This is a genomic window from Bifidobacterium moukalabense DSM 27321 (assembly GCF_000522505.1).
GTDB classification, from domain to species: domain Bacteria; phylum Actinomycetota; class Actinomycetes; order Actinomycetales; family Bifidobacteriaceae; genus Bifidobacterium; species Bifidobacterium moukalabense.
Window position 1 is genome coordinate 38,407 of record NZ_AZMV01000002.1, and the last position, 17,580, is coordinate 55,986.

At 60.5% G+C, this 17,580-nt stretch carries 12 protein-coding genes; 5 read left to right on the forward strand and 7 right to left on the reverse strand.

Features of this window, described 5'->3' with window-relative positions; translation table 11 throughout:
- Positions 1-190: 190 nt before the first annotated feature.
- The 3 genes from BMOU_RS02360 to BMOU_RS02370 all read right to left on the reverse strand — a co-directional run bounded on the left by BMOU_RS02360 (position 191) and on the right by BMOU_RS02370 (position 4,181).
- Positions 191-1,549, reverse strand: a complete 1,359-nt coding sequence (locus tag BMOU_RS02360) for an MFS transporter (RefSeq protein ID WP_034874553.1) — start codon at positions 1,547-1,549, stop codon at positions 191-193.
- A 71-nt stretch (positions 1,550-1,620) separates the two neighbouring features.
- Complete coding sequence (locus BMOU_RS02365) at positions 1,621-3,210, reverse strand: DUF5605 domain-containing protein (RefSeq protein WP_034874555.1); 1,590 nt, start codon at positions 3,208-3,210, stop codon at positions 1,621-1,623.
- A 266-nt stretch (positions 3,211-3,476) separates the two neighbouring features.
- A complete protein-coding gene (locus BMOU_RS02370; RefSeq protein WP_034874557.1) occupies positions 3,477-4,181 on the reverse strand; it encodes a TetR/AcrR family transcriptional regulator in 705 nt (234 codons plus the stop codon).
- A 234-nt stretch (positions 4,182-4,415) separates the two neighbouring features.
- Here BMOU_RS02370 and BMOU_RS02375 point away from each other — a divergent pair, with 234 nt between their 5' ends.
- Together BMOU_RS02375 and BMOU_RS02380 are read left to right on the forward strand one after the other, a co-directional pair.
- Positions 4,416-5,690 (forward strand): MFS transporter, encoded by a 1,275-nt coding sequence (locus BMOU_RS02375; protein WP_034874559.1) that lies wholly within the window; start codon positions 4,416-4,418, stop codon positions 5,688-5,690.
- Positions 5,691-5,907: 217 nt separating this feature from the next.
- Positions 5,908-8,241, forward strand: a complete 2,334-nt coding sequence (locus BMOU_RS02380; RefSeq protein WP_171002097.1) for a glycoside hydrolase family 3 N-terminal domain-containing protein — start codon at positions 5,908-5,910, stop codon at positions 8,239-8,241.
- 341 nt (positions 8,242-8,582) lie between these two features.
- Here BMOU_RS02380 and BMOU_RS02385 read toward each other — a convergent pair whose 3' ends face one another.
- On the reverse strand, positions 8,583-9,218 hold the full coding sequence (locus BMOU_RS02385) for a TetR/AcrR family transcriptional regulator (protein ID WP_034874562.1): 636 nt from the start codon (positions 9,216-9,218) through the stop codon (positions 8,583-8,585).
- 67 nt (positions 9,219-9,285) lie between these two features.
- Here BMOU_RS02385 and BMOU_RS02390 point away from each other — a divergent pair, with 67 nt between their 5' ends.
- Positions 9,286-9,900, forward strand: a complete 615-nt coding sequence (locus BMOU_RS02390) for a TetR/AcrR family transcriptional regulator (protein WP_034874564.1) — start codon at positions 9,286-9,288, stop codon at positions 9,898-9,900.
- Positions 9,901-10,102: 202 nt separating this feature from the next.
- A complete protein-coding gene (locus tag BMOU_RS02395) occupies positions 10,103-10,456 on the forward strand; it encodes a hypothetical protein (RefSeq protein WP_034874566.1) in 354 nt (117 codons plus the stop codon).
- 4 nt (positions 10,457-10,460) lie between these two features.
- On the opposite strand, the gene BMOU_RS02400 is transcribed toward BMOU_RS02395, so the two are convergent.
- Positions 10,461-11,858 (reverse strand): sensor histidine kinase, encoded by a 1,398-nt coding sequence (locus BMOU_RS02400; protein ID WP_034874569.1) that lies wholly within the window; start codon positions 11,856-11,858, stop codon positions 10,461-10,463.
- A complete protein-coding gene (locus BMOU_RS02405; RefSeq protein ID WP_034874571.1) occupies positions 11,855-12,565 on the reverse strand; it encodes a LytR/AlgR family response regulator transcription factor in 711 nt (236 codons plus the stop codon). The genes BMOU_RS02400 and BMOU_RS02405 overlap by 4 nt, the downstream gene beginning before the upstream one ends.
- A 157-nt stretch (positions 12,566-12,722) precedes the next feature.
- Between BMOU_RS02405 and BMOU_RS02410 the strand changes: the two genes are divergently transcribed.
- Positions 12,723-15,665 carry a glycoside hydrolase family 3 protein gene (locus BMOU_RS02410; RefSeq protein WP_235143666.1) on the forward strand — a complete coding sequence of 981 codons (2,943 nt, stop codon included), beginning with the start codon at positions 12,723-12,725 and terminating at the stop codon, positions 15,663-15,665.
- Between the two features lie 103 nt (positions 15,666-15,768).
- On the opposite strand, the gene BMOU_RS02415 is transcribed toward BMOU_RS02410, so the two are convergent.
- Positions 15,769-17,415, reverse strand: a complete 1,647-nt coding sequence (locus BMOU_RS02415) for a glycoside hydrolase family 43 protein (RefSeq protein WP_034874573.1) — start codon at positions 17,413-17,415, stop codon at positions 15,769-15,771.
- Positions 17,416-17,580: the final 165 nt, after the last annotated feature.

Below are 17,580 nucleotides of genomic sequence, written 5' to 3' on the forward strand. Positions count from 1 at the left end.
GCACATCGTTACCAATAGTCATTACCAAAGGTAAGTATTATGAATGCTCTAGACAAACGGCGGGCGGGGTTCATCCATCGGCCCTTGCATCTGGATTCGGAAGAAAGCATGATGCATCAATGACCAAGCGCGCACCCGCTGGATGCGCGCCTGGATTTTACGGAAGATCCCGAACTCAGGAAGCCCAACGCTACGCACGGCGGGCGGCGAGCTCCCTGCCGACCTGGCCGATGCGCCCGTCAAGATCGTAGAAGAAGAGCAGTACGGCCATGACCACGACCATGGCGACCGGCACCCATACGAAGGTGTTGACCATGGCGGACACGGTGGCGGCGGACTGCGTGGCCCGCGAACCGTCATAGCCGCTGGCGCCGAGGACCCATGCGATGGCGGCCGAGGAGACGCCCATGGCCACCTTCATGGAGAAGCTGGACGAGCTGAACACGATGCCGTCGGATCGCACGCCGCTTTGCCATTCGCCGTATTCCACCACATCGCCGCTCATGGCATTGAGCGCGGCGTTCATCGGGATGATGCCGATCATGCGCACGATGATGGAGACGAAGAACACCCACAGATTGCTCGGATCGATGAATACCAGCAGACTGCCTGCGGCGACGAGCACAAGGCCCGCCATCGAGGAGTTGCGCTTGCCGAATCTGGCCACGAGAGGCCCGGCGAACGGCAGGCCGATGACCATCGGGATGACGGTGGCCAGGCCGATCACGGCGGTCAGATTGGAATTGCCGAGCACATACTTGGCGATGTAGGCGGCCATGCCGTTGGCGATGCCGTTATAGGTCCACAGCGCGAAATTCAATCCGAGCGTGAGCCACCAGTACCTGTTGCGCACAAGCGCCTTGAAATGGCCGCCCACGGACACCTTGCCGGATTTGCCGCCAGCCGGTTCGGCGGATGCGATCTCATGCGTGTTCGCGAAGGTGAACCAATAGCCGAACGGAATCATGACGGCGATCACGCCGAAGAAGACGCTCCAGCCGATCGACGTTCCCCCGAACGCGTTCACGACCGGCATGGCGAGCACATAGACGAGCATGGCACCCACATTGGCGATGGTCATGCGGAAGATGTTGAGCTGCGTCTTTTCGTCGGAGTCGGCGGTCAGCAGCGAGGTGAGCGAGGCATACGAGACGTTCACGGTCGAATAGGCCACGTTGACGACCGCATACACGGCCCACGCATAGATCACGCCGGCCAGGGAGTTGCCGAACGGGTCGAGGAAGAGGAACAGGAACGCGATGCCGTAGGCGATGCCGCCGAACAGCATCCACGGGCGGGCCTTGCCCCAACGGGACTTGGTCTGATCGACCAGAATGCCGACGGTCAGATCCCAGAAGGCCACCACCAGACGCACGACGAGCAGCATGGAGGCGACCATGGACGGCGAGAGCCTGACCACGTCCGTGTAGAACATGGTCAGATAGGTGGCCATGGCGATATTGCCGATGGACGTCCAGAAATCGCCCATGCCGAAGGCGAATTTCGTCAGGAACGTCAGTTTGCCCTGGGGCTTGATGGTTGCAGGCATAGTTCTTCCCTCATGTCGCTCGTTACGGAAGCCGGGATCCTCCCTCGCCGGAGGGAGGATCAGGGCATGATTCAGGCCTTGCGGATGCGCACGGCCATGTACTGGCGGCCGAGATCGACGCGTACGGAGCCTTCGTAGGTGTTCGGCAGCGTCTCGACGGTCATGTTCCACGTATCGATCACGTCAACGGCATAGCGATTGCCGGACGGCAGCGGGATCTCACGGTACTTCGGACGGAACCAGCCGAAGTAGATCAGCTGATAGTCGTCGCCGCTGCGCAGCACGGGAACGTCCCAGTACTGCGCGGCCTTTTCGACCGCCGGCGCCACCTCGATGGAGCCGTTGATCGGATTGGCGATCGGCCATGCCTGGTCGGCGGCAAGATCGCCGTCCAGCGGCGTTGCGTCGAACGGAACATCGTCGAAGATCGAACGCATGAACGCGATGCGCTCCGGAGCGTCGCCATGCAGTTCACCGCCATGCGCCCACCAGATCTGCTCGCCTTCATCGATGAATGTCTCGCCGTGGGTCACGTAGCCGCCGCGCATGGCGCCTTCCCAGAAGCGACGCATGAGCTCCTCGCCGGTCAGGTTGCCCCAGCCCCAATAGATATTGCCTTCGTATCCGGGCTCATCGCATACGACCGGCTTGCCGTAGGCCCTGCGCCAGTCGGCGATGCATTCGGTGGTGCGGGTCACGTCCACGCGCTGGATGGAGCAGTGGGTGCACCATGGCTCGTTGTAGTCGTAGATCGGAATGCAGTTGTGGATGGAGCGCAGGTGGCCGAACGCGTCGTTGGCCATGACCACGCGTGCGTATTCGCGCCAATCCTCAAGCGACTTCTGCGGCATGAGATCGTATTCGTTGGCCAGCGACCACCACACGTTCCTGTAGGCGCCGTAGCGGCGGGCCATGTAGGCGAGGTACATCTCGTCCTCGGCCTTGGTCATCGAGGAAAAGCCCCAGTCCGGCTTGTCATACGGGTGCAGCAGGATGATATCCGCCTCGATGCCGAGATCATCGAGCTGGGCGATGCGGCGGTCGAGGTTCGCGAAGAACCCCTCGTCGAAACGGGTGTGGTCGAAGCCGGTTTCACGGGTTCCCGGATAGGCGTAGGCCCACGGATCGGCGGTGTTGAAGTCGTAGAACTTCGGGAACACGCACATGCGGATCTTGTTGAACGGCGCCTTGGCGAGCGTGGCGACGGTACGGTCCTGCACGTCGGCCGGCTGGCTCACCCACGCATAGCAGGTGGTGCCATACGGCTGGTATGCGGTGCCGTCCTCATAGACGAAGCGATATCTGAGTTCGCTGTCGTAGGCTTTGCGGGCGTCGCCGGAGAGCGCTTCGGATGCGGTGAGCACGCGACCGTGGTTGCCCTGCGTCGCCGCGGTCACGGTGAAGATGCCGGTCTGGCCGTCGATCGCCGGATCGTCGCTGCGGGTCACGAAGGACCACCGCCCCGTCGTCGATGCCATGAAACGTACGGAGTAGTTGCCATCGCCCCGGTAGAAGCCGCCGACGGAAACAAGCTGGCCGGTTTCGGCATTGGTGAAGTCGGCGGTCAGCTTTACATCCTGATACGGATTGCCCTCCGCCGTTCCGATGAGATCGATCTCGAACAGCCGGTACTGCTCGACCTGAGTCTTGAATTCTGCCATGATTGCTGCCCTTTGGTTGGTCGGTGCCGCACGACGGCGTGCGACGCGTTGGTACATATTGATTGTTGCAACCAACAGCAACCGGACACCGGAACAACAATCCGCTTGTTATTGATTACTAACCAATAACTTACTGATTGATAACTTATCTGTCAACCCACGACACGCCCAGAGGCACCCACGCACCGGCCAGAGGTCGGCCCCGCCCTGCCTCCCAAGCGAAAACCCAGCGCACCGACACCTTCCGCGCGAGCCCTCTTCAGACGTCACCTATACCCATCCCACTGCGGCGACGGGAACAGATACGCCTCATACCTTTTCCACTCCTCCAGATAATCCACACCCTCCGGATCGGCGAGCCACCGCCCCTCAAGGCCATACATGGCGGCATTGGCCAACTGATACGCCAGCATGCCGTCCACACCATCGGGAACCGCCCACTCGAACTGCGCGAAATTGTCCCACATGCCTTTGGTGCGCTCCACGAAATATCGGTGCGCCGGATGTTCGGCCGACATGGCCTCGGTATTGAGCATCTGAAACAGCCTCACCATTTCAGGCTGACGCACATTCTGCTCGACCACCGCGCGCAACGCGGACGGAATGCGCGGACGCTCACCCGCCCTGTCGCCGCCGGCACGGAAATGACCCAGGTATTCAGACTCCGCACCCGACATGTCGTAATAGCGCTCCACCACCAGCACCAGCAGATTATGCTTGCTTTTCACACGATGGATCACGGCCGTCTGCGTCACGCCGATTTCGGAGGCGATGTCCTGCAGCGACAGTCCGTGGTACCCCTTCTGCCCGATCAGCCGCACGGCCACGTCGATGATCTGGTTGAGACGCTCCTCGGCGCTCATCCTCTTCGATACCGTCTTCTTCCTCGGCTTCGCCTCCGCCATCAGCGCGGTGATGGCCGATTTGTCGAGCACGTCAAGATCGTCGGCATCCGTCTTGGCAACCGCCATGTCAAACCTCCCCATACATTACGAAACCAATCATAAGTTACCCATTACTAATGATGTCGCAGCAGCATGTGCAAATCGCCTAAAATCAACGAGACACACCGTAATCACATTCAGGATTTGACAACATAGTTACCGATAGCTAACTTATAAGTTATCTGGTAGTAACCAGTAACCGGAACAACGAAGTCATCCTACAAACCAACTGCAACAAACACCAAGGAAGGTGTATACAACATGGAATCGCAGACCATCGCCGCCGAGGAGCTCGCCCCCGACACCGGCAAGCCGGTAAGCAAACTCAACCTCGGCCGCTTCGGCGCAGGCTTCATCTTCTTCTGCATCGTCTTCATGATGTCCGGCACCATCGGATCCACCGTGCTGCTGCCGGCCCGCTTCAACACGCTGGGCATCGGCCAAGGCGAGACGATTCTCGGCACGATGAACTCCATCGGCATCATCTTCGCCCTGATCTCCAACGTGATCTTCGGCGCACTGTCCGACGCCTCGCATAGCCGTTTCGGCAAGCGCACGCCATGGATCATCGTCGGCGGCCCGATCGCCGGCCTCGGTTTCTACCTGACCTCCATCTCCCCCACACTGCCGACCATCGTCGCCTCCTGGTCGCTGCTGCAGATCGGCCTGAACTGCATGATCGCACCGTGCGTGGCGATTCTGTCCGACCGCGTTCCGCAGAAATACCGCGGCTCCATGTCCGCCTTCTACGGTGCCGGCCAGATCGTCGGACAGTCCATGGGCACCATCATCGGCTCCGCGTTCATCGACGCCCCGAAGACCGGCTTCATGATCGGCACCATCTGCTGGTGCCTGTGCGGCATCGGCACCGTGCTGCTGCTCCCGCGCGAGCTTTCCGCGGCCACCGATACGGCCGAGAAATTCGACATCAAGCAGGTCGCCATGCAGTTCCGCCCGCCGACCAAGGGCGCACGCGATTTCTACCTGGCCCTCATCGGCCGCCTGATGCTCATCTTCGGCTACAACATGATCGTCGGGTACCAGCTGTATGTGTGCATGAAGTACATCGGCCAGGATGACAAGGCCGCCGCGGCGACCGTGTCCACCATGGCCATGATCACCATGGTCGTCTCGCTGGTCGTTTCCCTGGTCTCCGGCCCGATCTCCGACAAGATCGGCAAACGCAAGCTGCCGGTGTTCGTCTCCTCCGCCATCATCGCCATCGGCATCGCCGTGCCGTGGATCCTGAAGTCCCAGTTCTCCATGTTCGTCTACGCCGCGCTCATGGGTCTCGGCTACGGCATCTACATGGCCGTCGACCAGGCGCTGAACGTCGACGTGCTGCCGAATCCGGACGAAGCGGGCAAGGACCTCGGCATCCTGAACCTCGCCAACACGCTCGGCCAGGTCATCGCCCCGATCGTCGTCTCCTCCATCGTGGTCGCCACCGGCGGTTACTTCCTGGTGTTCCCCGTCGCCATCGCCGCCGTGATGGCCGGCGCAGTGGTGATCCTGTTCATCAGGAAGGTGAAGTAGGCCCCGGCCGGCCGATCCCGGCCATCCACCACAAGCCCGTTTTCCGCGATGGTTTCATTCTCTTCGCCATCGTGGAAACGGGCTTGCACCGTTGTCACGAGCCTTCGCCGCATCAGGCAGGGAATCGCAATGGTAACTTGCGGAGCATCATCGGAACTGGTAAACTACCAAATGGTAACTAAAGGACATCGCTTCAATGAGGAAAGTGAGCAATCCCATGACCGGCAATACCACCGAACTGCCATACAAGAACCCCGAACTTCCCGCCGAAGAACGCATCGCGGATCTGCTCGGCCGCATGACCCTCGAAGAGAAGGTCGGTCAGATGATGCAGCTTGACGCCCGCAGCGGCGATCTGGACGACCTGATCGTCAACAAGCACGTCGGCTCCATCCTGCACACCTCGCCGTCCGACCTGCCCCGCGCGGTCGAAACCGTGAACACCAAGACCCGCCTCGGCATTCCGCTGGTCATCGGTGACGACTGCATCCACGGCTACTCCTTCTGGCCGGGCGCCACCATCTTTCCGGAACAGCTCGGCATGGCCGTCAGCTGGGATTCCGACAAAGTGCAGGCCGCCGGACGCGCCACCGCCGAGGAAGTATCCACCACGGGCGTGCACTGGACCTTCTCCCCCGTGCTGTGCATCGGTCGCGACACCCGTTGGGGACGCGTGGGCGAAACCTTCGGCGAGGACCCGTACCTGATCGGCGAAATGGCCTCCGCCATCGTCAAGGGCTATCAGGGCGGAGCCAAGGCCGGCGAGCCGCTCGCCAAGGATGCGATCCTGGCCTGCGCCAAGCATTTCGCGGGCTATTCCGAAACCCAGGGCGGCCGCGACGCCTCCGAAGCGGACCTGAGCCACCGCAAGCTCGAATCCTGGTTCCTGCCTCCGTTCGAACGCGTAGCCAGGGAAGGCTGCGGCACGTTCATGCTCGGCTACGAATCCATCGAAGGCGTGCCGGTCACCTTCAACAAGTGGCTGCTGTCCGATAAGCTGCGCGGCGCCTGGAACTATCAGGGCACGCTGATCACCGATTGGGACAACGTCGGCCGTTCCGTATGGGAGCAGAAGATCAAGCCGGATTACGTGCATGCGGCCGCCGATGCGGTCAAGGCCGGCAACGATCTGGTCATGACCACCCCGCAGTTCTACGAAGGCGCGCTCGAGGCGGTACGCACCGGCCTGCTCGACGAATCACTGGTCGATGCGGCCGTATCCCGCATTCTCGCACTCAAGTTCCGTCTCGGCCTGTTCGAGGATCCGCGCCTGCCCGACCAGGAACGCATCGATGCCGTCATCGGCTCCGACGAGCATCAGCGACTCAACCTCGAGCTGGCCCGCGAATCCGTGGCGCTGCTCAAGAACAACGGCTCCCTGCCGTTCGCCGCAGCCGATGCGAAACGCATCGCCGTGATCGGCCCGCTCGCCGACGACGCGCAGGCCCAGCTGGGCGATTGGGCCGGCAATTCGGGCCAGGTCAACTGGATGCCGGACGGCCATCCGCGCGACATGATCACCACCGTGCTTGACGCATTCAAGACGCTCGCCCCGGCGGACTGCGACGTGACGTATTCCCGCGGTGCGAACATCGTGGACCTCGTGCCCGATCCGGAAGGCGAATGCTATCCGGATGGCCAGCCGCGCCCGAAGATCGGCGTCTCCGCCGCAGTGGACCAGGCCATGCTTGACGAAGCCGTCGAAAACGCACGACGGTCCGATCTGGTCGTCGCCGTGGTCGGTGATGTGGTCCAGCTCATCGGAGAGGGCTGCTCCACCGGCACGCTGGAACTGCTCGGCGGGCAGAACGCATTGCTCGAGGCATTGTCCGGCGTAGCTCGCGAAACCGGCAAGCCGTTGGTCGTGGTGCTCATGAGCTCCAAGCCGATGGTGTTGCCGGCCTGCGTGATCGGCACCAATGGCGTGATCGTCGACGAATCCGCCGCCGAAGGCACCTCCGCACTGCTGTGGGCTCCAAGCCCGGGCATGAAGGGCGGTCAGGCCATCGCCGAGATCATCCTCGGCATCACCGAGCCGAGCGGACGTCTGCCGATCACCTTCCCGCGCCACGTGGGCCAGCTGCCGGTCTACTACAACCAGATCCGCGGCCAGCACGGCAACCGCTACGCCGACCTCACGCAGGATCCGGCATTCGCGTTCGGCGAGGGCTTGGGCTACACCACGTTCGAGTACGGCGAGCCGGCCATCACCAACGTTCCGGACTCCGGCACCTTCACCGAAGCCGACACCGTGCATGCCGAAATCACCCTCACCAACACGGGCTCCCGCAAGGGTACTGAGGTGGTGCAGGCGTATATCGGCGATATCGTAACCTCCTACAGCTGGACCGATCGTGAGCTCAAGGCGTTCAAGCGCGTCGAACTCGAGCCGGGAGAAAGCAAGACGGTCGCATTCGACATTCCGGTCACCGACTGCACCATCGTCGATCCCGATGCCAACCGCATCGTCGAGCCGGGCGAATTCGAGTTGCTCGTCGGCCATTCCAGCCGCCGCGAGGATCTCAAGCGCGCCGTCTTCACGGTCGCCTGACGCTTTTCCTTCGCATAGTGGGTGAATGCGACGCATTCGCCCACGTTCCGACGAACACGATTTGCCGAAAATATCGTTTCCGGCAAATCGTGCTTTCTCTTTTTCCGACCGAAGACATATGTCCGAGGTTAATTTTTAATCTAATGATGATTGTTGAAGGATATTTGCGATCCCAATAGAAAAATAAAGGCAACATGGAAAGTTGGGAGCAGGGCTTCGGAACACGATTCACACAAGGTGCCACAATACCGAATCGTGCACGACCGACCAGCCCCTGCGGACTCAGCCAGATTCCGGCGATCCCGACCAGATCCCCATCGGAATCGCCCGCTCCAAACCCATCAGCGATACGCATCCCACAGCGGTGAGGGGAACAGCAGGTTCTCCATTTCGGACCACTCCGCGCACAAATCGACCTCCGGCTCGCGCAACCACCACAGCTGAACGCCATCCATGATCTCCATGGCCTTACGAACAGTCGGCCGCATACCCTCGTTCCACGAGCCCAGCTGAGGCGGAACCATCCACGGGTATCGCGAATAGTTCTCCCAAATGCCGTCCATGCGCGACATGAATTCGTCGTGCAATGGATGACCGGGGTTGAGCGATTCGGCCGCCAGCACCGTAAACAGCTGCACCATCATGCGACGGCGTGAATTATGCCGGACCAGATAACGCAGGTAGGCCGGGAACAACGGCGCCGTTGGATCGCTGCCGGGCATGCCCGACGCAAAGAAATCCTCCGGGGTGCCGGTGCCGTTGTAATACTCGCTGTATACCATCGCCAGCATGTGATCCTTATTGCCGACGTACCGCAACACACCCTGCTTGGAGATGCCGACCTTATCGGCCACATCCTGAATCGAAATGCCGTTGAATCCACGTTCGCTGATCAACTGCACCGCCGCATCCAGCACTTCCCCGCGACGCTCTTCCGGCGACTTGCGCACACGCCGAGCAACCTCTTCTTCAACCATAATTTCGAGTCTAGCGCCGATGCCGCTTCATTCCCGTTATTTCCCATCAGGCATTAGGCTTGATGCCATGGTGAACGTGAAGAACAACGCGCGTTTTCTGGCCACGGACCGGCGCATCGAAGCGGCCGCGCTGCAACTGATGGACCGCGCCGACGGCCCGCAGGTGAACATCGCCGCCATCTGCCGTGAGGCCGGCATCAACCGGTCAACGTTCTATGAGCATTTCAACGGCATCGACGACATGATCGACGCCATGCAGGAATATCTGTTCGGAGAGCTGCGCGAAACGTTCATCAGCAGGCGTACGGGCCACGATCCCCATGATTCCGGGGAAATGCCACTGTCGAACACCTCGGTCCGCATTTTTCTCGAACACATTCGCGAGCATCGCTATTTCTACCGGATCTCGTTGAAACAGGGACGCAACCTGCCATTCGACGTCGGCGACGCCGATGCCGAGCTGTGGAAACGGATCATCCTGCCGCGCTGCACCGAGATCGGCATTACCGAACCGAAGGATATGGAATACTTCCGAATCAGCCTCATCTCCGGTCTTTCGGCGATTCTTTGCCGCTGGGTGTCACACGGCTGCGAGGAAAGCATCGAATCGATCACCACCATCATCGTCAATTCCGTACCCGTGGTCTTCTCTCCGATCGTCACCGGCATGGGCGGGCAGTGACGCGACCACCATCATTATTCCGACACTTGTTGGTTTATTGATGGTTGTTTGCCCGGCGAAGGCATCGTAATGTCACTGTCGTGACCGATACGACCCTGCAATCCCCCATGCCCCAACCGACGAATGCGAATACCGTCGTAGACGGACCGGCCACCAACCATCGAATCATCAGCCGACGGCAACCAATCGACAAGGAGCAATCATGAACGACCATATCGCCAACGAGCAGGACCGCAACGACGCCGATCGGATTCGCCGCCAGTACGCGAATCCCGAAACCGACCCCATGAACCAGCTGCGCAAACTGGACGACGCCGTGAAAAGACCGGGACTCATCGCCTCCCTCACGTTGGGCATCATCGGCACACTGGTCATGGGTGCCGGCATGGCATTGGTCATGTCGTATGACAACATGACGCTCGGTTTGGTCCTGGGCATTCCGGGACTCATCATCCTAGCGGCCGCCTACCCGATCGGCCGCGCCATCACATCGCAGCGCAAGGCGCGGTACGCCGACGACATCCTGCGTCTGTCCAATCAGATCCTGCATTCCTGAAAACTCACTTCACCAGCAGCGAGACCTGCACAGTGAAGATCGGCGGTACGGCGGTGACGAGAACGTCGCCGCCGTACCGCTTGGCTATCCGCCGTATGCTCTTCAGGCCCAATCCATGCGCGAACGCGTCCGCCTTGGTGGTCTCCGGCAACCCATCGACCATCGTCAGCCCGCCTTCGAAATGATTGTCGACCGACAGCACGATCAGGTTTCCCCGCTGCCGGGCGCTCACCGAAATCACGCGCTTGTCCACATCATCGAAACGCATCACATAATCACAGGCGTTATCGAGCGCATTGCCGAGAATCGTATACAGGTCGACCACGTCGATCGCGCTCCAGTCGCAACCGGCCAACGAACAGGTCATACGGATGTCGTTTCGGGCGCAAAGGAAGTTGCGCTCCGTGATGAGCGTATCAAGCGCGTCATTGCCGGTGTTGGCCGTCGCGTCGTAGACGCTCAGCGATTTGCGCACCTCCCTGACCAGTTCGCTGCGGCGCGAGCCTTCCGTGTATTCCAGTGCGTCGATCTGGTGCTTCAGATCATGCGACTTGCGGTTGATGTAGTCGATATTCGCGGAAATCGTATCGAATTGGCGACTCTTCTGTTCGGCGAGCACCTCCAGCAGCATGCTCTCCTGCTGCAGTTCGAACGTGTGGTAGATCGCGTACTGGAACAGGAAGATGAGCACGGCCATCAAACCGGCCATGCCGGTGCTGAAATACAGTATGAAGCCGAGCAGACGCTCCCCTTCCGCATCGCCGCCGATCAGGCTTCGCAGTTTGCCGACGTAGCTCTCGCTGATGCCCATGGAGGCGTTAGACACCACATACAGCCCCACGAATCCGAGCGCGTACAGCAGGCACATCGCCTTCCCCGGCGTGTGAGGCATCACATCCCGCGCGAACAACGGCGCCAGCCATAAGGCCGCAGCCCCCAGGAGCACGCCGTAGGAGAACAGGCTGATCGCCATGTAGGCCAGAGGATGGTCGGTTTCGAAATCCCTGACGATCACCAGAAACAGCCAGTTATGCACGAACGACGTGATGAATCGTTCCACGCACAACCCCATCATCCAACGTGACATCGCATTCGTCCACGATGTGAGGAGGCACAGTCTGATCGCCACCAATGCCAACAGGAACACCGCGGCTATCCAGATCCGCACGAAATTGGACTGGCTGAACCAGGGCAACGAGACGACCGCGCCCGATCCCACATACAGCGGGTTCGCAACGGCCAGCAGCGCCCCAACCGCCATGATCACGCCGAGCCACGGGCGGTATCGGGTGCGCCGCACGGCCGATCCGCGCGCGAAAATCCATGTGGCGACGAGCACCGAGAATACGAATCGGAAGGAATCGAACCAGTTGCAGGCAACGTTCCAGTCGGCAGCGGTCATCGTTCCACGCTTCCCAGGAACCGCAGATATTCCTGCATCAGCGACGTCTTGTACGCCCGCCCGATCGGCAGGGCCGTTCCGGCGCAGTCAAGCCCGGCGGCACCCAGCAGCTTGATATGGCGCAGATTCACGCAGTAGCTTTTGTGGATGCGCGCGAATCCATACGGTTGCAGCGTTTTCGTCTGCTCGTTGATGCTGCCTCGCGCCTTGTACACACCGGATTGCGTATGGAACAGCAGATAGTGGTCAAGCACCTCGACGTAGTGGATGTCCCCTATCGCGAAGGAACGCAATCCGTCGACGGTATCGATTGTCACCGCCGTTTCGGCATGCCCCTTGGCCAGACGCAACGCCTTGGTGAACTTCAATTCAAAATCAAAATACGTCAGCGGTTTGACGATATAGTCCGAGGCCGCCACCTCATAGCCGTGGATCGCATACTGCGCCATATTCGTCACGAACACGATCGTCACGGCATCGTCCACCCGACGTATCCGGCGGGCGACCTCCAATCCGTCGGTCCCGGGCATTTCGACGTCCAGAAACAGTATGGCGAAACGCCCACGCCGATAGTCCGCCAGCAGATCGTCGCCGTTGGAAAAGCGGTCGATGTCGAAGCGCATGCCATGCTCCTCGCCGTAACGCCGGCAATGGCCATCCATCACGACGCGCATGGCCATGTCATCGTCGACGATGGCGATTCGCATGGCCACTCCTTTTCGATTTCCATCCTTTTTCGATTCTACGCAACACATTGTCGTTCGCGACAAAAAAAACGACGTTCACGACAATCCAGATCATGAAATTTTTCTGCGAAATACACTGAAACTACCACAAATTCCAATGATGGAAACATGTGGGAGCATGAGCATGAAGGAGAACACCATGACCCGCAAGGGCAAAGCGAAGAAGCCTCTGCCGCTGGCCGCGTCAATCGCCATGTACGTGATCGCGATCATACTGGCCGCAGCCACGGCGGTAGGCAATGTGTATGCCAACAAATATTCGGACCTGATCTCCGTCTATTTCAATCAGCCGACCTCCAAGGTCGTGTCGGCAAGCAATGAGACCACGGAACATTTCACATCGGATTACGCCTCCGACGAGGAGCGCGAACAGGCACTGGCCAACATGGGCACCGACATTCTTCGGGAAGGCGTGACCCTGCTCAGGAACGAGAACGACACGCTGCCACTGAAGAAGACGGCGAAGATCTCCGTGTTCGGCCAAGACAGCGTCGACCCCGTATACGGCGGTGGCGGCGCGGGGTCCATCGACACCTCCAAGGCCCGGTCGCTGATGGACGCGTTCGGGAAAGCCGGATTCGACGTGAATCCGACCCTGACCGAGTTCTACACCACGGGTGCCGGCAAGGACTATCGCAAAACGTCCATCGATGCCTATGGCAAGGGCGCATTCGCAGTCAACGAGGTGCCGGCCTCCGCATACACCGACGATGTGAGGAAGTCGTTCGCCTCCTACCATGATGCGGCGGTCGTGGTCATCGGTCGTTCCGGCAGCGAAAGCCAGGATCTGCCGACCGACAAGCTGGCATCCGGCTACACGTATCTGCAACTCGATGATGACGAGCGCGCCATGCTGAAGATGGCCTCCGACAACTTCGATAAGGTCGTGGTGCTGCTCAACACCCAGAATCCGATGGAGCTCGCCGACTTGGAAGACGATGCCGTCGATGCCGTCATGTGGATCGGCTCGCTCGGGCAGACCGGCGCCGACGGCGTGGCCGAAGCGCTCAACGGCACGGTGAACCCGTCCGGACACCTGCCCGACACCTACGCATACGACCTGAATTCCGCACCGTCCTCCGCCAATTCCGGCTCGTATGCCATCGCCAACGGCACCGACCGCTTCACCTCCTCCTACATGACGTATGCCGAAGGCATCTATGTCGGCTACCGTTATTATGAGACCCGTTACGAGGATGTGGTGCTCGGCAACGAAACCCGTTCGAACTACGATTACGCCAAACAGGTCGAGTACCCGTTCGGCTACGGCCTGTCCTACACCGACTTCACATGGTCCGATTTCTCGATGACGAGGACCGATGGCGGTTTCGACGTGTCCGTGAAGGTCACCAACACCGGCAAGACGGCCGGCAAGGACGTCGTGCAGCTGTACATGCAGTCTCCGTACACCGACTATGACAAGGCGAACGGCATCGAAAAGGCTTCCGTCGATCTGGTCGGCTATGCCAAGACCGGTACGCTGAAGGCCGGCGCAAGCGAGACCGTCACCGTCCATGTCGATCAGGAATCGATGAAGGTGTACGATTCCGCGGGCGAAGGCACCTACATCGTGGACGCGGGCGACTATTACTTCGCCGCCGGCACCGACGCGCACAACGCGTTGAACAACATTCTCGCGGCCAAGGGCAAGGCCACCGCTGACGGCATGACCGAAGACGGCGACGCCTCCCTGACCGCCAAGCATACCGTGCACTCGCAGGACGGCACCACCTACGCCAAGTCCGCCGCGACCGGCGAGGAGATCTCCAACCGGTTCGACGATGTTGACCTGGCCACTTACGATGATTCCTTCACGTACCTGTCGCGCTCCGATTGGACCGGCAGCTGGCCCGCCACCTACGCAAACGGCGAATGGACCGCCTCCCAGGAGTTTCTGGACGCGCTGAATATCGATACCGCACAAAGCGAGCCCGAGCGGAAGCCGACCACCGGCACCGAAAACTCCTCCTACGGCAAGCTGAATGCGTCAATGCTCATGGACACCGACTATGCCGACGAATCCTGGAATGCACTGATCGGGCAGATGAGCGTCAAGGAACTCGATCAGCTGGTGCGCATCGGCGGCTACGCCACTAAATCCGTGAACTCCACGCAGCTTCCGGCCACCACCGACAAGGACGGCCCGGCAGGCATCTCCTCCACCCTGGTCGGCGGCGAAAGCGGCATGGGATACCCGGGCGAAGTCGTGATCGCGGCAACCTGGAATTCCGATTTGGCCGAAGCGTTCGGCAAGGCGATCGGCGAGGACAGCATCGCTCTGAAGGTGGCCGTCTGGTACGGCCCGGCCTGCAACATCCACCGTAATCCATACGGCGGCCGGGCGTTCGAGTATTTCTCCGAGGATCCATATCTGTCCGGTGCGATGTGCGCCAAGGTGGTCGCCGGGGCCGGATCCAAGGGCGTGATTTCCACGGTGAAGCACTTCGCGCTCAACGACCAGGAGACCAACCGTATGGGCGTCGCGATATTCGCCAATGAGCAGACCATTCGGCAACTGTATCTGAAGCCGTTCGAGATGAGCGTGCGCGATGGCGGCGCCACCGCCATGATGGCCTCCATGAACCGTATTGGCTCCCGGTGGACCGGCGGCCATAAGGGCCTGATGACCGACACGCTGCGCGGGGAATGGGGTTTCAACGGTTTCGTGGTGACCGACCAGGCCTCCTACTCCGTGTTCGCCTATGAGGATCTGCGCGAGGGACTCGAGGCCGGCACCGACCTGTGGCTCAACACCGATGCCGAACTGTGGAAGTTGTCCGACAATGACATGACCGACGGCGTGATCGCCAATATGCAGCGCGCCGCGCACAACATCAGCTATGCGATCTCCCGCTCGAACGCGATGAACGGCCTGTCGGCCAACTCGAAGATCGTCAAGGTGACGCCGCTGTGGCGTTGGGGCGTGTATGCGCTCGACGGCGTGGTGACGGTCGGCTCGATCGCACTGATCGCCATCGCGACCCTGCAGATTCTGCGCCGACGTAAAGGCGCAACGGTGGCTGCGGAAACCGATGAGCCTGCCGTCAATGACGGCGAGTGATCACCAGTCTCCCGTCCATAACCAATAACCACATAACAAAAGGCGCGGATGGCCCTGCCCCACAAGGCCGTCCGCGCCTTTTCCGTCAGCAGGCGCCCGAAATTCAGTCGACCGGCTTGGTCTCGTCCGCCTCATAGTCGAAGAAATCAAAATCGGCGGTCTTCTCATGCAGCGAGGCGTCGGTGACGGCGATGCCCACCATCGTGCCGGTGAATTCGCCGTACTTGCAGTATTCGTCGGAGAACGTGGTGGTGTCGAAATCCGGACCGATCCTGGTCCAGGTCTCACCGTCATAGCCCCACTCGAACCAGGTGCGGCGGCCTTCGATCCTCAGGCGCATGTAGATCGGCTTGTCGTCCACGGCCACACGGGTGTCAAGCATCTCCGTCTTCTCGCCGTTCTCAAGGCGTACGATGGAGATCGCGGAGCCGCCGAGCGTCTCGGAGTGGTACTTGCGCAGGAAGATGTTGTTCATGTTGTCGTAGTAGATGGTCAATCCGGCGGAATGCTGGTAGACCTCCGGCAGGAACTCCATCTTCGTGGTGACGGTGGTGTACACGCTGGTCAGCTTGCGGGCGATCAGGCTCGTGCGGTTGAGCGACGCCAGCGACTCCTCGCCGCGGATGCGCAGCCAGCCGGGGCGTTCCGTCACATTCGCGAAGGTCGTCGGCATTTGGCGCGGCGAGTAGTACCAATTGCCGATGCTGCCGTCATCGAAATCGTCGTACCGCGGGATTTCCGGCATCGGCGCATCCGGCAGATTCGGCTCCTCGACCTCCGATTTGGCCAGATTGGATCCGTCCGCCATACGCAGCCAGCCGTCGTCGGTCCACGTCATCTTCTCGATGGCGGTCTCACGGCCGAGCGTGCAGCGCAGTTCCGGCACGAACGGACGGCTGGTCAGGTGCACCAGATACGTTTCGCCGTTCGGCAGGTCCACATACGATCCGTGACCGGATTTCTGCAGCACCGATTCCGGATTGAAGTAGCGCGGCTTCAGATGGTCGTCGTCAGCACGCTCGTTGGATTCCTTCGGCTGGGAGGTGACGAGCGGACCGTTCGGATCCGGCTCGTACGGACCCCACACGTTGCGGGAACGGCCCATGGTCACGGCATGGTTGTAGCCGGTGCCGCCTTCGGCGCACATGATGTAATACCAGCCATCGCGTTTGGTCAGATGCGGCGCTTCGATGCAGCCGCGGTCGGTGGCGCCTCGCCAGATGCGCTTCGGGTATCCGACCACGTGCCTGGTTTCCGGATCGTATTCCACGCAGCAGATCACGCCCGGCTTCTCATAGCCTTCGCGGGTCTCCCATTCGAGACTGACGATGTACTTCCTGCCGTCGTCGTCATGCAGGATGGATGCGTCGAAACCGGAGGAGGTCAGGTAGACCGGCTCGCTCCACGGGCCTTCGATGCTCTTCGACTTGATGAGGTAGTTGTTCACATCGAAGTAGCGGGCGTTCATGGAGTTCATGACGCCATAGATCACGTAGAACATGTCTTCGGCCTCGTCATAGGTGAGGCACGGGGCCCAGATACCCTTGGCGGAAGGCAGTTTGGTGAGGTCCGGCGTGGTGTCGTCGGTGAGCACGTGGGTCAGGAGTTCCCAGTGTTTCATGTCCTTGGAATGGTAGATCGGGATGCCGGGGAACCATTCGAAGGTGGAGACGGCCACATAGTAGTCGTCGCCTTTGCGACAGATGGCGGGATCGGGATTGAAGCCTTTGAAAATCGGATTGTGCAGCATTGCTTTTCCTTTTTTGATTTGCTCTTTTGATTACGGTTTCTTGCGATTTGCGATGTCAGCCGTGGTCCGAGGCGCTCTATTGCCGAGACATGCTCCGGGCCGCTCAGGCCAGGTCTTTACGGTCTTCAACAGAGCATCGCGGACCACGACTCGTTGCGTCGTCAT

What these genes read in the sequence shown, in the direction of transcription:
- BMOU_RS02415 (WP_034874573.1), bottom strand. Translation starts at nt 17,415, where the DNA reads ATGCTGCACAATCCGATTTTCAAAGGCTTCAATCCCGATCCCGCCATC.
- BMOU_RS02400 (WP_034874569.1), bottom strand. Translation starts at nt 11,858, where the DNA reads ATGACCGCTGCCGACTGGAACGTTGCCTGCAACTGGTTCGATTCCTTC.
- BMOU_RS02380 (WP_171002097.1), top strand. Translation starts at nt 5,908, where the DNA reads ATGACCGGCAATACCACCGAACTGCCATACAAGAACCCCGAACTTCCC.
- BMOU_RS02395 (WP_034874566.1), top strand. Translation starts at nt 10,103, where the DNA reads ATGAACGACCATATCGCCAACGAGCAGGACCGCAACGACGCCGATCGG.
- BMOU_RS02370 (WP_034874557.1), bottom strand. Translation starts at nt 4,181, where the DNA reads ATGGCGGTTGCCAAGACGGATGCCGACGATCTTGACGTGCTCGACAAA.
- BMOU_RS02365 (WP_034874555.1), bottom strand. Translation starts at nt 3,210, where the DNA reads ATGGCAGAATTCAAGACTCAGGTCGAGCAGTACCGGCTGTTCGAGATC.
- BMOU_RS02375 (WP_034874559.1), top strand. Translation starts at nt 4,416, where the DNA reads ATGGAATCGCAGACCATCGCCGCCGAGGAGCTCGCCCCCGACACCGGC.
- BMOU_RS02405 (WP_034874571.1), bottom strand. Translation starts at nt 12,565, where the DNA reads ATGCGAATCGCCATCGTCGACGATGACATGGCCATGCGCGTCGTGATG.
- BMOU_RS02360 (WP_034874553.1), bottom strand. Translation starts at nt 1,549, where the DNA reads ATGCCTGCAACCATCAAGCCCCAGGGCAAACTGACGTTCCTGACGAAA.
- BMOU_RS02410 (WP_235143666.1), top strand. Translation starts at nt 12,723, where the DNA reads ATGAGCATGAAGGAGAACACCATGACCCGCAAGGGCAAAGCGAAGAAG.
- BMOU_RS02390 (WP_034874564.1), top strand. Translation starts at nt 9,286, where the DNA reads ATGGTGAACGTGAAGAACAACGCGCGTTTTCTGGCCACGGACCGGCGC.
- BMOU_RS02385 (WP_034874562.1), bottom strand. Translation starts at nt 9,218, where the DNA reads ATGGTTGAAGAAGAGGTTGCTCGGCGTGTGCGCAAGTCGCCGGAAGAG.